The following is a 13,543-nucleotide window of genomic DNA, read 5'->3' on the forward strand; positions in this document are numbered from 1 at the left end:
GATCCCACTGCGTATTGTCAGCCATATAATATTGACGTGCGTTCGGGGCCTTTCCATCCTTTTCCGCTATAGTATCAAGGATCCTTCCGATGATTACCCCTGTCTTGCCGACCTATAACCGTGCGCCCATCGCCTTTGTCGAAGGCAAGGGCAGCTGGCTGACTGCGGAGGACGGAAGCCGATATCTTGATATGGGCGCGGGGATTGCCGTGAATGTTCTGGGCCATGCCGCGCCGGAACTGGTCGAGGCCATGACGGCGCAAGCGGCAAAATTGTGGCATGTATCCAATGTGTACCGCATTCCGGAGCAGGAAAAGCTTGCGACTGCACTGGTCGAGGCGACCTTTGCGGATACCGTGTTCTTTACCAACTCGGGCACCGAGGCCGCCGAACTGGCCGTGAAAATGGTACGGAAATACTGGTACGAAAAAGGCCAGCCCGACCGTATCGAGATCTTTGCCTTTGACGGGGCTTTCCACGGTCGTTCTGCGGCGGCGATTGCGGCCTCTGGCGCGGAAAAAATGGTCAAGGGGTTCGGTCCTCTGTTGCCCGGCTTTGCACGGCTGGCATTCGGCGATATCGACGGGCTGAAAGCGATTACCGACAAGACCGCTGCGGTGATGATCGAGCCCATGCAGGGCGAGGGCGGTATCCGTGTTGCCCCCGATGCCTTTCTGAAGGCGCTGCGGGCGGCATGTGATGAAACTGGCGCATTGCTGGTGTTCGACGAGGTGCAATGCGGCGTGGGGCGTACGGGCAAGCTGTTTGCCCATGAATGGTTCGGCGTGACGCCCGATATCATGATGGTTGCCAAGGGTATTGGCGGGGGGTTCCCGTTGGGCGCGGTGCTGGCGACAGAAGATGCCGCCTCCGGCATGGTTGTTGGCACCCATGGGTCTACCTATGGCGGTAACCCCTTGGGATGTGCGATCGGCGCACGGGTGATGCAGATCGTATCCGACCCGGCATTTCTGGCCGAAGTTGGCCGTAAGGGGGCATTCTTCCGCCAGAAGCTGGAGGGGCTGGTCGCGTCCCACCCCGATGTGTTCGAGGAAGTGCGCGGGCAAGGGCTGCTGGTCGGCCTGAAATGTGTGAAGCCTGCCACGGATGTCGTGGCCGCAGGCTATGCACAGCATGTTCTGACGATAGGCGCGGCAGATAACGTCGTGCGCCTTTTGCCAGCGCTGAACATCACGGATGAGGATCTGGCCGAGGCCGTGGATCGCTTGGACCGTGCGGCCTCCGCATTGGCGTGATCCGGCTATTATATTCCGAAAGTAGATTATGAACCATTTTCTTGATATCCACACCACCACTGCATCTGATCTGCGCGGCATGATCGACGGCGCATTGGCCATGAAAACCGCGCGCAACGGCCGCCCGAAGGGGACCGCGGATGATGACCAGCCGCTTGCCGGTCATATGGTCGCAATGATCTTTGAAAAACCATCCACCCGTACCCGTGTTTCGTTCGATGTGGGGGTGCGGCAGATGGGCGGACAGACGATGGTGCTGTCGGGCAGTGAAATGCAGCTTGGTCATGGCGAAACGATTGCCGATACGGCACGTGTTCTGTCGCGCTATGTCGATCTGATCATGATCCGTACCTTTGAAGAGGCGACTCTGCACGAGATGGCCGAATACGCCACCGTGCCGGTCATCAACGGGCTGACGAACCGCACACATCCGTGCCAGATCATGGCCGATGTCATGACCTACGAAGAGAAGCGTGGGCCGATTGCCGGCAAAAAAGTGGTATGGGCAGGTGACGGAAACAACGTCTGCGCCAGCATGATGCATGCCGCCGTGCAGTTCGGTTTCGATTTCACGTTCACCGGTCCCTCGACACTGGACCCGGAGGCTGAATGGCAAGGCATGGCCCGCAAGGCCGGAATCGGCTTTTCGGTGGAGCGTGATCCGGCCAAGGCAATCAAGGGCGCCGATCTTGTGGTGACGGACACATGGGTTTCCATGCATGATCCGGAATCCGCCAAGGAACGGCGCCATAACCAGCTACGCCCGTATCAGGTGAACGAGAAGCTGATGGCTCTGGCAAATCCGGATGCGCTTTTCATGCACTGTCTGCCTGCACATCGGAACGACGAAGCGACGAGCGAAGTAATGGACGGACCGCATTCTGTCATTTTCGATGAGGCGGAAAACCGTCTGCATGCGCAAAAGGCCATCATGCGCTGGTGCCTGGGTGTCTGATGACGATGCGATCCGAAGGGCGACGCTAAGCGCCGTCCTTTGTGTGATCCTTGCCTATGGCCTGACGATCATGGTCAGCGGGATCGGATTGATGCGTCTGGGGGCCATGCCCGATGAGGCGCTGCTTGGGCTGGGATATGTATTGGCTGCAGCCCTGTTGTTATGGGGCAGAACAATCGGGTTCTGGGTGCTGACAGGCACAGTGGCCGCTGCCGTGGTTCTGGCAATTCTGCAGGGCGGAGGCGGTTTGGCCCGCTATTACGCATTGCGCGGCCCCTTCGTCGCCTGTGTGGGGCTGGCAACCCTCGGGTATACGCTGCCATCACGTGTCGCAGTGTCACGGCGAAGCTTCTTCGCCGTGACACTGGGGGCGCCTTTCATCATGGCGACGGTGATCGCCGCCACGATCTAGGCGTGTCTCAGGTTCCGGCCTCGGTCAAGATGGCCATATGATCCGGGCCGAGTTGCAGGTGAACCCCTTTGGTCAGGGTTTCCAGTTGTTCGGGTGTGCGGGCCGAGGCCAATGCACCGACAACGCCGGGGCGGGCGACGATCCAGGCAAGCGCGATTTCGGCTAAGGACGCCCCTGTATCCGCGGCAACACGGTCCATCGCCGCCAGAATTGCCATTCCTTTCGGGTTCAGGAACTTCTCGCCGATGCCTTTGCCGCGCGGGCTTTTATCCAGATCATCCCTTGTGCGGTATTTACCGGTCAGAAAGCCCGCTGCCAACGAATAGAACGGCATCAGGCTCAGGTTATTGCCCAGCATCAGCTCTGCCAAATCGCCTTCGTATAGATCGCGGGTGTACAGGTTGTACTGGTTTTGCACAGTCTGATACTGGGGCAGCCGTTCTTCCTTGGCGATACGGATCGCCTCGTTCAACTGCGGTGCGTTGTAGTTCGAACAGCCGATGTAGCGAACTTTGCCGGCCTTTATCAGCCGGGCATAGGCCTCCAGCGTTTCATGCTGATCAGTATTCGGATCCGGCTGATGGCTCTGGTACAGATCCACGTAATCGGTCTGCAGGCGACGGAGCGAGCCGTCGATGGAATGTTCGATCCAGCGCGCAGACAGGCCTATCTTGTCCGGCCCCCCCATATCCATTCCGACCTTGGTGAAGACATGGACCTTGTCCCGATTGCGACGGGCCTTCATCCAGCGACCGATGATCCGTTCGCTTTCACTGTCATTTCCGGGCACCCAGCGGGAATACATATCTGCCGTATCAAGGGCCGAGAATCCCTTGTCGACAAAGGCATCGAAGGTGCGGAAGGACGTCTGTTCGTCTGCTGTCCATCCGGCGGTGTTCGTTCCCAGAATAAGCGGTTCGATTTCAATATCGGTTTGGCCCAGTCGTCGCATCTTTTATCCTGCCTCGATGTGATATGGCAAAAGGGTAGGTGGGTTTTCGGGCAGCTCAAGTTCCGCGCGGTTTCGCCCGCAGGGTCGGGGCCGCGGCAGTCGGATCTTCGGGCCAGGGGTGGCGTGGATACTGGCCACGCATATCCTTGCGTACATCGGCATATGACGTGGCCCAGAACCCCGGCAGATCCATCGTCACCTGAACCGGGCGGCGGGCGGGGGACAGCAGCGTCATACGCAACGGGCGCCCCGCAACGGTGGGGTGACGTGTCAGGCCGAAAACCTCCTGCAACCGCAATTCAACCGCGGGCGCATCTCCGTCATAATCAATGGGCACACGGTTACCCAAGGGGGTTGTGAAATGGCCGGGCGTGAGGCGATCAATGATCTGTACGCCATCCCAACCAAGGAGTGCGCGCAACGGTTCGGTCAGATCAAGGGCACGCAAATCCGCCTCTGTCCGCTGTTTTGAAAGGAAGGGAAGCAGCCATTCCGGGTCCGCCAGAAGCGCCTCATCCGAAATATCCGGCAATCCTTCGTCCGCACATAAGCGGATACGGGCCCGCAGGCGGGCTGCCGATGCCGTCCAGGGCAGGCCGATCTGGCGCAGACCGTCAAAGGCAGCCCTCGCCAAGTTTTCGGGGGGCGGGTCGGGCCAGATCCGGTCATCCAGCGTCAACGCACCGAACATTTCCTGTTTGCGGGCAATGACGCGACCTTCGCGACGGGACCATTCGCATACCTCACGCCACGCAATCCGATCGGCGAACAATGCCCGCAGTTCCCCTTCGGTCAATGGCGCTGCCTGACGAATGCGTGCATCCCGCTGATCACCATCCAGATCGGTGGCGACGATCAGGCGCTGGCCGGACAATGGCAGGCCTGCATCCATGACGGCACCTTTGCCCCCCGACAGGATCCAGCGGGGTGCATCGCCCTTGCGGCGAAGGCCGATACGGTCGGGATAGGCCAGTGCCGCCATCTGCCCGATACCAAGATCTGCATTGCCCGCCATCCGCTTCAGGCGGCGGGAGTCCTCGCGTATCCGCTCTATCGTGGGGCGGTGTGCTGTGGCGAAACGGGTCGGATCACGCAACGCATCCATGCGTTGCGCCAGATCGGGCGGTGCCCCCCGTAGCGGATCACGCTCGGCCAGCAGCGCCGCAAGAAGGGGAGAGAGGCCGCCTGCCTGCGTCAGCATATGCCCGAGGCGTGGATGCAGCGGCAGCTTTGCCAATCGTCCGCCATGCGCGGTGATACGGCCGTTCGACAGTGCGCCGAGGCTTTCAAGCAGGGTCCGCGCCTCGGCAAGCGCTGCGTGATGCGGGGGGGTCAGGAATGGCAGATCATCACTGCCCCAGAGAGCCAGCTCCAGCGCGAGCGATGTCAGATCGGCAATCTCGATTTCAGCGGGCGGAAAGGCGGGGAGTGCGCCTTCCTCTCCTTTCGTCCACATGCGAAAGCAGGTGCCGGAAGCGGTACGTCCTGCACGCCCGCGCCGCTGTTCCGCCTCGGCGAGGCTGACGCGTTCGGTCACGAGGCGCGACATACCGGAGGCAGGGTCAAAGCGGGCGCGGCGGGCGCGGCCCGTATCCACCACGATGCTGATGCCGGGAATGGTCAAGGACGTTTCCGCAATTGCGGTGGACAGGATGATGCGTCGCTTGTCCGACGGCTGCAACGCGCGGCGCTGTGCTGCAAAATCCAATGCGCCGAATAGCGGTCGTATATCAGCAATTGACCCCAGAAGGGTGGCGACGCGGCGTATTTCTCCCTCACCGGGCAGGAACACCAGGATATCGCCCGTGGCCTGCTCCATGGCATGGCGTATCAAACCCGCCGCGTCCTGTTCGATACGGCCTTGTGCCGGACGGGAAAGCCAATGTGTCTCCACCGGAAATGCCCGACCGGCCGATGTGATGACCGGGGCATCTCCCATCAGCGCGGCAACAGGGGCTGCATCCAGCGTTGCGGACATGACCAGAAGCTGCAGATCCTCCCGCAGGGCATCCCGCGATTCCAATGCAAGCGCCAAGCCGAGATCGGCATTCAAGGAGCGTTCGTGGAACTCGTCGAAGATCAGGGTTCCTACGCCGGAAAGCGATGGATCATCCTGCAACATGCGCGTCAGGATACCCTCAGTGACAACTTCGATCCGCGTTTCCGGACCGATGTTCGATTCACCCCGAATGCGGTAACCGACAGTGCGGCCCAAAGGCTCATTCAGCTCCGAAGCAAGACGTTCGGCAGCGGCGCGGGCCGCAAGCCTGCGCGGTTCCAGCATGATGATCCTGCCGCTGACGCCCGTACCAAGCAGAGCCAGAGGGACACGTGTGGTTTTGCCTGCACCGGGCGGGGCCTGAAGGACCGCCATTCCGCGGGCATCCAGCGCGGCCAGAAGTTCGGGAAGGGCGTCATCAATGGGTAATGGATTTGGCATGGCCCTGTATTGCCCGACTGACCCGCTGCTTCAATGGGTGGTGGTATTCACGGGCAATACGGTTTCAGCCTTCATCCGTTCCACAACGAACTGGCTGGTAAGCCGTTTGATATGCACACGGTCCGTCAACGCCCTGTAGAATGTGTCATAGGCCGACATATCCGGAAGAACGACGCGCAGCAGATAATCCAGATCGCCTGCTATGCGATGCACCTCCATGACCTGCGGAAAGGTAGTCAGCGCCTCCATGAAGGTGTCGCGCCACAGGGGCGTATGTTCACCGGATTCGATCCCGACAAAGGCCGTCAGTGACAGGCCGAGGCGCGCTTCATCCACGATTGCCACACGGCCACGGATGATGCCCTGCGCCTGTAATTTCTGAACCCGTTTCCAGCAGGGCGTCTGGGACAATCCCACCCGATGGGCGAGGCGAGCGATCGGCACGGTTGCATCGGCCATTAGCTCCGCAAGGATTTTGCGATCAATCAGGTCGAGGGTTTGCATGTCATGGCTCCTGTCGTTCCCTGATACAGTGCCACAATAAAACTAAATGTCTATCATATTTATCGTGTATAGAAATATTTGCGTTTTGCGGTGGTGGCAGATAGCGTCTGGCAATGATCTCTCAACGCACCAAATACGCCCTCAAGGCGCTTATGATTCTTGCTGATGCGGCAAGTACCGACCAACCGGCGCTGACCATCGAAGAGGTGTCCAAACGGTCCGGTGCGCCCAAGCGGTTTCTGGAGCATATTCTGATTGATCTGCGGAATATCGGCCTGATCCGGAGCCGCCGGGGGCGGTCTGGCGGGTATATGTTCATCAAGCAGCCGGGTGATGTCTCGATCGGGGAATTGCTGCGCCATCTGGACGGGCCTATTGCCCCTTTGCCCTGCCTTTCGCGCAGTGCCTATCAGCGATGCGAGGATTGCGTTGATGAAGAGGCCTGTCGTATCCGCAAGATGTTCGGTCAGGTTTACTGGTCGTATCTGCTGCTGATCGAATCACTGACGCTGGCTGATCTGACAGGCGGCGTTGATATGATCGACCGGCTGTCGGCCCCCATGCCGGATGTGCAGCAGATCTGACCTGTCTGCGGTACGCCCGTTCCATTCGACGGGCGCACCTGCATTGTAGCAGGGTTATTGCACCCCGAAATTTTCAGCCTCGGCCACGGCAATTTCGGCCATCCGCAAAATTGCATCGCGTGTTGCGGCCACCGCAATGAAACGGGCGTTATGGCAGAATTTGGCGCCTGATACACCGGATGCTTCTTCCAGTGCTTCATCCGTCAGGCCCGCCCATGCGGCCGGAAGATCGGCGCGCAAGGCAAATCCGTCTTCGTCACGGCGGATTCCTGTCAGCACCCAATCGGTGTCGCGCGGTGAAATGACGTACCAAAGCTGATCCGCGCCGGCCCGGACGACCGCCGAGCGGAAGGGCATGCCCGAGGGCAGCTCCAGAACACGGCCGGTCCCGGCATCTTCGATCGCCTTCATCACGACAGCTTCCGCGCGCAGTTTGGCCGCTCTGCGTGCAACGAACGCTTCGGCGAAGGTGCGGGCAATACCAAGGGCGTTGGCAAATGCCTGATCCTCGGCTTCGGCGGAATCATTATCGAAAACCGGCTTCAGGCTTTCCAGAAGAACGGGAAGGGTCAACTCCGTCAGTTCGTTCGCGATGGACGGGCTGAGCGCACCGTTGTCGACTAGGTCAACCGGAAGGACGATGCTTGTATCGAAGCTGGCATGTATATGATCGATATGCGCCTCTGGCAGATCAAAGGCCCGTAGGTAATCACGCCCGAATTCACGCCAGATCAGACCGAAAGAGCTGAGCGGGCGACCGTCGTCCCGCATCGGTGGGTTGGGCTGGTGGTGGTCGAAAATACGCTTCTGTGCATTATAGTCACGACCGACGTCATAGATGATCCGGTCTGCAGCAGGGGTAATCCAGTCGTTATCTCGGGTGCGGACGATTCGGGCATCGGGAAACAGGCGCGTAAGTATGACCGAGGACATAAGCTCATCAGCATGAAAACCACCGGAATGCGTAACAAGATAAGCGACGGTCAAATGTAATTTCCTTAGTTAAACGTGGATTGCCGTCAGGGTGACCGCAAATCTGGAATCGGGATAATTCCTGCGTGATGTACAACTGCCGGGATCATCACCGAAGGTGATAAGTGCAGAACGTACATGGCACCGCAAATTTGTCGATGATTAATGCGAGGTTAACAAGATTGCGTTGCGTAACAGATATTTCGGCCACATCGGTTACACCATGCAGTGACCAATCTCGCAATGCCCTAATAACCCGCGATTATGCTATATAAGGCTATGGATCATCGGGTCTGCAAGCTGCGCAGTTTCTTGATCAGCGGAAACAGCAGCAGCAGAACAGTTACGATGACAAAGCCGCAGGCAATCGGTCGTTCCAGAAATGTCATCGCATCGCCGCGGGAAATAAGCAGGGCGCGCCGCAAATTGGTCTCGATCAGGGGCCCGAGGACGAAACCGAGAAGCAGAAGCGCCGGACTGAACGAGGCCACTGCCAAAGCATAGCCGATTACGCCAATGCCTGCGACCATGATGATATCGAAGGTGGAGCCCCGTACCGAATAGACACCCAGACAGACAAAAATGATGATGGCGGGATAGAGCCAGCGGAAAGGAATGCGAAGCATCGATACCCAGATCCCGATCAGGGGCAGGTTCAAAAGCAGCAGGAAAAGGTTTCCGATACCGAAGCTGACGACCAGACCCCAGAACATATCGGGGTTCGCCTCCAGCATCATCGGTCCGGGTTGAATACCGTGAATGACCAGCGCACCCAGCATCAGTGCCATGATCGGATCACCGGGAATGCCCAGGGTAAGCGTGGGAACAAAGGCGGTGATCGAAGCCGAGTTATTGGCAGATTCGGGCCCCGCAATTCCTTCGATGGCCCCGTTTCCGAACCGTTCCGGCGTGCGGGAAACCCGCCGCTCTAGCGCATAGCTGAGGAACGAGGAAATGGTCGATCCGGTGCCGGGCAGGGCGCCGAAGAAACCGCCAAGCAGGGTTCCGCGTGAAATTGGGGCAAACAGACGGCGTACGTCATCCCGGGTGGGAATAAGCTGTCGCAGTGCCACACCGGCGGGTGGCCCCTGAACCTCGGCCTTGCGGATATTACCGATCACCTCGGCCAGACCGAACAGGCCCATCGCCAAGGCAACTAGATTGACGCCGTCCAGAAGCTCTACCTGTCCGAATGTGAAACGCTGAACGCCGGAGTTTACATCGGTGCCGACACAGCCAAGGATAACGCCTGCAACCACCATGGAGAGGCTTTTCGCGATCTTGCCGGAGCCGATGGTCGAGGCGGCGACCAAGCCCATGATCATCATGACTGCATATTCCGCGGCCCCGAACCGTGTTGCAAGTTGGGCCAACCAGCCCGCAAGGGCGATGAGGATGACAATGCCGAGCATGGAGCCTGCAAAGGACGAGATCATCGCGGTGAACAGTGCAACACCCGCACGGCCTTGTTGTGCAAGCGGATATCCGTCCAGCGTGGTAACGGCGGATTGCGGCGTTCCGGGCAGGCGCAACAGGATGGATGCAACCGATCCGCCATATTGTGCGCCGTAATAGACAGCGGCCAGCATGGCCAAAGCGGCCTCGGGCGAGATGTAATAGGTGATGGGCAGCAGCAGGGTGATGGCGGCCATGGCCCCGATGCCGGGCAATACGCCGACCAATGTCCCCAAAAGCGCGCCAAGCAGGCTGTAGACAAGAACCGAAGGTGCGAGGGCAACCGTCAGGCCGTGGGCCAATCCGTCCAGAGTGGTCATTTCAATTGCTCCATGGCCAGACAGGAAGGGGCATGTTCAGCCCGAACACGAACAGCCCCCATGTCAGTACGGTGACAGCGACGACCAGCAGCGCGCGCCACAGCAGTCCGCGGCGGGGTGCAATGGATGTCGCGACAGATACGGAAATGGCCGTGGTCAGTATCAGGCCGACAGGGTTGAGCAGAACACCGAACAGGATCACCGAGCCTATGACGCCGAGCGTTTCGCGCCACGCGAACATTGGCAGCGCACCTTTTCTGCCAAATGCCGGCAGGGCGATCGCAACCCCCAGACAAGCAAGGACGCCGCCCAGAATTACCGGAAAAAATCCGGGTCCCATGCGGCGCAGGCTGCCGAAGTCGTAATGCTGAGCTGCATAGCCCGCGATCCCCGCACCCAGCAGCGCAATGAGGCCGCCCCAGACAATGTCCTGATAGTCACGTTGCATAGGGCGTCTCTTTGTCTTTATTCCGGCAAGGCTCAGTTGTTGGAGGCGGTTTTGTCGATGACCGCGCCCCACATGGCGGTATCCTGAACAATCCGGTCGGCAAGCTCTTCTGGCGTTCCGGCATGGGCCTCCCAACCGATTGACAGAAGTTTTTCCTGGGTTTCCGGGCGGGCGAGAATGGTATTCAATTCGGCATTTAGGCGCGTGATGATTTCGGGATCGGTGCCTGCCGGGGCGATGAAGGCATTCCACAGCTCGGCCCGAAAATCATCCGGAAGCCCTGCCTGACCTGCCATGACCGGCACATCAGGAACCTGCGGGAATGGCTGAAGCGACGTGATGCCAAGCATTTTCATTGCTCCGGCCTGAACCTGCGGCAAGGCAGCGGACGGGGCCATGAAACCGCTGTCGATATCCTTGGCCAGAATGGAGGTCGTGACCTCGGCATAGCTTTGGAACGGGATATGGAACAATTCGATACCGGCCGCATCTGCGAACAGTTCTGCTGTCAGATGGGCACCGGATCCTTCACCGACCGAGCCATAGCTGATGGCCCCCGGATCGGCTTTGCCAAGATCGACGAATTCGGACAGGGTATCCGCAGGGAAGTCACTTCCCACGGCAAGAACCAGCGGGCTTGTCGCGATCAGGCCGATAGGCGCAATATCCGTTGCAGGATCATATCCGAGATCGGAAATCAGGCGCGGGGCAGTGGTTAGCGGACCGTTGATATTGATGCCGAAGCTGTAATCGTCGGCGCCACCGGCCAGCATCTGTTGTATGGCAATGACGCCGCCAGCACCGGGTTTGTTTTCCACGATCACCGGTTGGCCCAAAGCTTTGGAAAGGGGATTGGCAACCAGTCGCGCGATGGTGTCCGGAGACGATCCAGCCGGAAAGCCGACAAACACGTGCAACGGGGCTGTCGGCCAATCCGCAGCCATTGCGGTGGTTGATAGCAATGATGCTGCCATGACAGTAGCGATTGCTACGCCACGACGGTTGATGTGATCGAACATGACAATACCCCTCCGCAAATCCGGCCATAAAGCACGATGCTTGTTCAACTTTTGTAACCGCGCCGTCAATGCTTATGCGACAGTTAATGTCGCAAAAGCGGCATTCATTGAATGTTTGGATCTGGATATAAGGGAATTTTGTATTTTAATGATAGCACGCGTTTACTGCCATCACACCGCAGGCATGATGGCAGACAAATGCAACCATATCTGCGGGGATCATTGCACCCTGTCAGATATTTTTCGAATGGCGATGCCGGAACATGCATTCCGGCATCGCGGATGATTATTTGCCGAACGACTGTTCAAGCCATTTTTCCAGCCAGTGGATGTTGTAATCCCCCGATTGGATGTCCGGGTTTTCCAGCAGGGCGTGGAACAGTGGGACAGTCGTATCGATACCGTCCACGATCAGCTCACCCAATGCCCGGTTCAGCCGCGCCAAGGCTTCATCCCGATCACGGCCATGTACGATCAGCTTACCGATGAGGCTGTCGTAATAGGGAGGGATGGAATAGCCGCTGTAGAGAGCCGAATCCATCCGGACACCAAGACCGCCCGGTGCGTGGTAGACAGTGACGCGTCCGGGGCAAGGCGAGAAGTTCGGAACTTTCTCGGCGTTGATGCGAACCTCAATGGCGTGGCCATTGATCTTCAGATCTTCTTGCGTGAAGGACAGCGGCAATCCTGCGGCGACACGGATCTGTTCGCGAACAAGATCCACACCGTAGATTGCCTCGGTCACCGGATGTTCCACCTGCAGGCGGGTGTTCATCTCGATGAAGTAGAAGTTGTTGTCCTCGTACAGGAATTCAACCGTACCGGCGCCGGTGTAGTTGATCCGCGATACAGCGTTGGCACAGATCGCGCCGATTTCGGTACGAAGTTCGGGCGTGATACAGGGGCCCGGTGCCTCTTCAAAGACTTTCTGGTGGCGGCGCTGCAACGAGCAATCCCGCTCGCCAAGGTGAACGGCATTGCCCTTGCCGTCGCCAAATACCTGCACCTCGATATGACGTGGCTTCTGCAGGTATTTCTCGATGTAGACTTCGTCGTTTCCGAAAGCGGCCTTTGCCTCGGACCGCGCGGTGCGGAATGCAACCTCAAGGCTTTCGGCGTCTTTGGCCACTTTCATCCCGCGACCACCACCACCGGCGGTTGCCTTGATGATGACCGGAAAGCCGATATTCTTGGCAACTTCCAAAGCGGTTTCATAATCGGGAACGCCGCCGTCGGAACCGGGGACAACCGGAATGCCCAGAGCCTTTACGGTTTCCTTGGCAGTGATCTTGTCGCCCATCACGCGGATATGCTCGGCGGTCGGACCGATAAAGGTAATGCCATGGTCGGCAAGCGCCTGTGCAAAACCTTCGTTTTCCGACAGGAAACCGTAACCGGGGTGGACTGCATCCGCCCCCGAGATTTCGCACGCCGAAATGATTGCCGATTTCTTCAGGTAGCTTTCGGTGGAGGACGCCGGACCGATGCAGACGGATTCGTCGGCCATGCGGACGTGCATCGCATCGCTATCGGCAGTGGAATGCACCGCCACCGATGTGATGCCCATTTCGCGACAGGCGCGGATGACGCGCAGCGCAATTTCGCCACGGTTGGCGATCAGGATTTTGGAAAACATCCTGCCCTCACTCCACGATCATCAGGGGCGCGCCAAATTCAACCGGTGTGCCGTCCGAAACGAAGACACGTTTGACGGTGCCCGAACGCGGTGCCGGAATATGGTTCATGGTTTTCATCGCTTCGATGATCAGCAGGGTCTGACCCTCGGTTACGGTTGCGCCGACGGACACGAAGGGGGCAGCGCCCGGCTCGGCGGCAATATATGCCGTGCCGACCATGGGAGAGCTGACTGCGCCCGGATGCTGTGCCGGGTCCTGAATATCGGCGGCCGGGGCTGCAGCAGGGGCGGCCGGGGCGGGCAGGGCCGCAGGGGCAGGTGCTGCTGCAACGGTGCTGGTCACAATATTGGCTTGCTTCACGACGCGCACATCCAGGCTGTCGTCTTCGCCATATTCCCGCTTGACCGAAAGTTCTGTCAGGCTGTTGGCGTTAAGCAGTTCGGCAAGCGCCTGAATGAAGGCGACGTCTGTTTCTGTGGATTGCTTGCTCATACCGTCCTCGGGATCCGGCCGTTCGGCCTTGTTGCAGAAGATGCGCTGCGCGCACGATTGTGCAGCGTTATACGCGACCATATCCTTGAGGGAAAGC

General features: G+C 59.0%; 13 protein-coding genes. 4 read left to right on the forward strand and 9 right to left on the reverse strand.

Features of this window, described 5'->3' with window-relative positions; genetic code table 11:
• Window positions 1-89: 89 nt before the first annotated feature.
• The 3 genes from TR36_RS04355 to TR36_RS04365 are packed head-to-tail and all read left to right on the forward strand — an operon-like array spanning window position 90 to window position 2,623.
• Window positions 90-1,256, forward strand: a complete 1,167-nt coding sequence (locus TR36_RS04355) for an aspartate aminotransferase family protein (protein ID WP_045389870.1) — start codon at window positions 90-92, stop codon at window positions 1,254-1,256.
• A gap of 28 nt (window positions 1,257-1,284) precedes the next feature.
• Window positions 1,285-2,211 carry an ornithine carbamoyltransferase gene (gene argF / locus TR36_RS04360; protein WP_045389867.1) on the forward strand — a complete coding sequence of 309 codons (927 nt, stop codon included), beginning with the start codon at window positions 1,285-1,287 and terminating at the stop codon, window positions 2,209-2,211.
• Complete coding sequence (locus TR36_RS04365) at window positions 2,204-2,623, forward strand: hypothetical protein (protein WP_045389863.1); 420 nt, start codon at window positions 2,204-2,206, stop codon at window positions 2,621-2,623. The genes argF and TR36_RS04365 overlap by 8 nt, the downstream gene beginning before the upstream one ends.
• 7 nt (window positions 2,624-2,630) lie before the next feature.
• Here the strand turns inward: TR36_RS04365 and TR36_RS04370 are convergent, their stop codons facing one another.
• Genes TR36_RS04370 through TR36_RS04380 form a run of 3 tightly spaced genes read right to left on the reverse strand, consistent with a single transcriptional unit; the run spans window position 2,631 to window position 6,519 of the window.
• Entirely contained in the window at window positions 2,631-3,575 is a 945-nt protein-coding gene (locus TR36_RS04370) for an aldo/keto reductase (RefSeq protein WP_045389862.1), read from the reverse strand.
• Window positions 3,576-3,630: 55 nt separating this feature from the next.
• Window positions 3,631-6,015 (reverse strand): ATP-dependent helicase HrpB, encoded by a 2,385-nt coding sequence (gene hrpB, locus TR36_RS04375; protein ID WP_062762520.1) that lies wholly within the window; start codon window positions 6,013-6,015, stop codon window positions 3,631-3,633.
• Between the two features lie 30 nt (window positions 6,016-6,045).
• Entirely contained in the window at window positions 6,046-6,519 is a 474-nt protein-coding gene (locus TR36_RS04380) for an Lrp/AsnC family transcriptional regulator (RefSeq protein WP_045389858.1), read from the reverse strand.
• Window positions 6,520-6,632: 113 nt separating this feature from the next.
• On the opposite strand from TR36_RS04380, the gene TR36_RS04385 reads away from it, so the two are divergent.
• Complete coding sequence (locus tag TR36_RS04385; RefSeq protein WP_045389857.1) at window positions 6,633-7,103, forward strand: Rrf2 family transcriptional regulator; 471 nt, start codon at window positions 6,633-6,635, stop codon at window positions 7,101-7,103.
• Between the two features lie 54 nt (window positions 7,104-7,157).
• Here TR36_RS04385 and TR36_RS04390 read toward each other — a convergent pair whose 3' ends face one another.
• The 6 genes from TR36_RS04390 to accB all read right to left on the reverse strand — a co-directional run bounded on the left by TR36_RS04390 (window position 7,158) and on the right by accB (window position 13,446).
• The gene (locus tag TR36_RS04390; RefSeq protein ID WP_045389855.1) at window positions 7,158-8,090 is read right to left on the reverse strand and encodes an MYG1 family protein; all 933 of its coding nucleotides are present in this window, start codon (window positions 8,088-8,090) and stop codon (window positions 7,158-7,160) included.
• Window positions 8,091-8,359: 269 nt separating this feature from the next.
• The gene (locus tag TR36_RS04395) at window positions 8,360-9,850 is read right to left on the reverse strand and encodes a tripartite tricarboxylate transporter permease (protein ID WP_045389853.1); all 1,491 of its coding nucleotides are present in this window, start codon (window positions 9,848-9,850) and stop codon (window positions 8,360-8,362) included.
• A gap of 1 nt (window position 9,851) precedes the next feature.
• Entirely contained in the window at window positions 9,852-10,298 is a 447-nt protein-coding gene (locus tag TR36_RS04400) for a tripartite tricarboxylate transporter TctB family protein (protein WP_045389852.1), read from the reverse strand.
• Between the two features lie 32 nt (window positions 10,299-10,330).
• Window positions 10,331-11,317: a tripartite tricarboxylate transporter substrate binding protein gene (locus TR36_RS04405; RefSeq protein WP_052362573.1), complete on the reverse strand. Its 987-nt coding sequence runs from the start codon at window positions 11,315-11,317 to the stop codon at window positions 10,331-10,333.
• A gap of 286 nt (window positions 11,318-11,603) precedes the next feature.
• Entirely contained in the window at window positions 11,604-12,953 is a 1,350-nt protein-coding gene (accC, locus tag TR36_RS04410; protein ID WP_062762522.1) for an acetyl-CoA carboxylase biotin carboxylase subunit, read from the reverse strand.
• A gap of 7 nt (window positions 12,954-12,960) precedes the next feature.
• Complete coding sequence (gene accB / locus TR36_RS04415) at window positions 12,961-13,446, reverse strand: acetyl-CoA carboxylase biotin carboxyl carrier protein (protein WP_045390061.1); 486 nt, start codon at window positions 13,444-13,446, stop codon at window positions 12,961-12,963.
• Window positions 13,447-13,543: the final 97 nt, after the last annotated feature.

It is taken from the genome of Falsirhodobacter sp. alg1 (genome assembly GCF_000739715.2).
GTDB lineage: Bacteria > Pseudomonadota > Alphaproteobacteria > Rhodobacterales > Rhodobacteraceae > Falsirhodobacter.

Bases quoted from the DNA above. Each gene is read 5' to 3' on its own strand.
- TR36_RS04385 (WP_045389857.1), top strand. From the start codon at position 6,633: ATGATCTCTCAACGCACCAAATACGCCCTCAAGGCGCTTATGATTCTT.
- TR36_RS04370 (WP_045389862.1), bottom strand. From the start codon at position 3,575: ATGCGACGACTGGGCCAAACCGATATTGAAATCGAACCGCTTATTCTG.
- TR36_RS04355 (WP_045389870.1), top strand. From the start codon at position 90: ATGATTACCCCTGTCTTGCCGACCTATAACCGTGCGCCCATCGCCTTT.
- accB (WP_045390061.1), bottom strand. From the start codon at position 13,446: ATGAGCAAGCAATCCACAGAAACAGACGTCGCCTTCATTCAGGCGCTT.
- TR36_RS04400 (WP_045389852.1), bottom strand. From the start codon at position 10,298: ATGCAACGTGACTATCAGGACATTGTCTGGGGCGGCCTCATTGCGCTG.
- TR36_RS04380 (WP_045389858.1), bottom strand. From the start codon at position 6,519: ATGCAAACCCTCGACCTGATTGATCGCAAAATCCTTGCGGAGCTAATG.
- accC (WP_062762522.1), bottom strand. From the start codon at position 12,953: ATGTTTTCCAAAATCCTGATCGCCAACCGTGGCGAAATTGCGCTGCGC.
- TR36_RS04405 (WP_052362573.1), bottom strand. From the start codon at position 11,317: ATGTTCGATCACATCAACCGTCGTGGCGTAGCAATCGCTACTGTCATG.
- hrpB (WP_062762520.1), bottom strand. From the start codon at position 6,015: ATGCCAAATCCATTACCCATTGATGACGCCCTTCCCGAACTTCTGGCC.
- TR36_RS04395 (WP_045389853.1), bottom strand. From the start codon at position 9,850: ATGACCACTCTGGACGGATTGGCCCACGGCCTGACGGTTGCCCTCGCA.
- argF (WP_045389867.1), top strand. From the start codon at position 1,285: ATGAACCATTTTCTTGATATCCACACCACCACTGCATCTGATCTGCGC.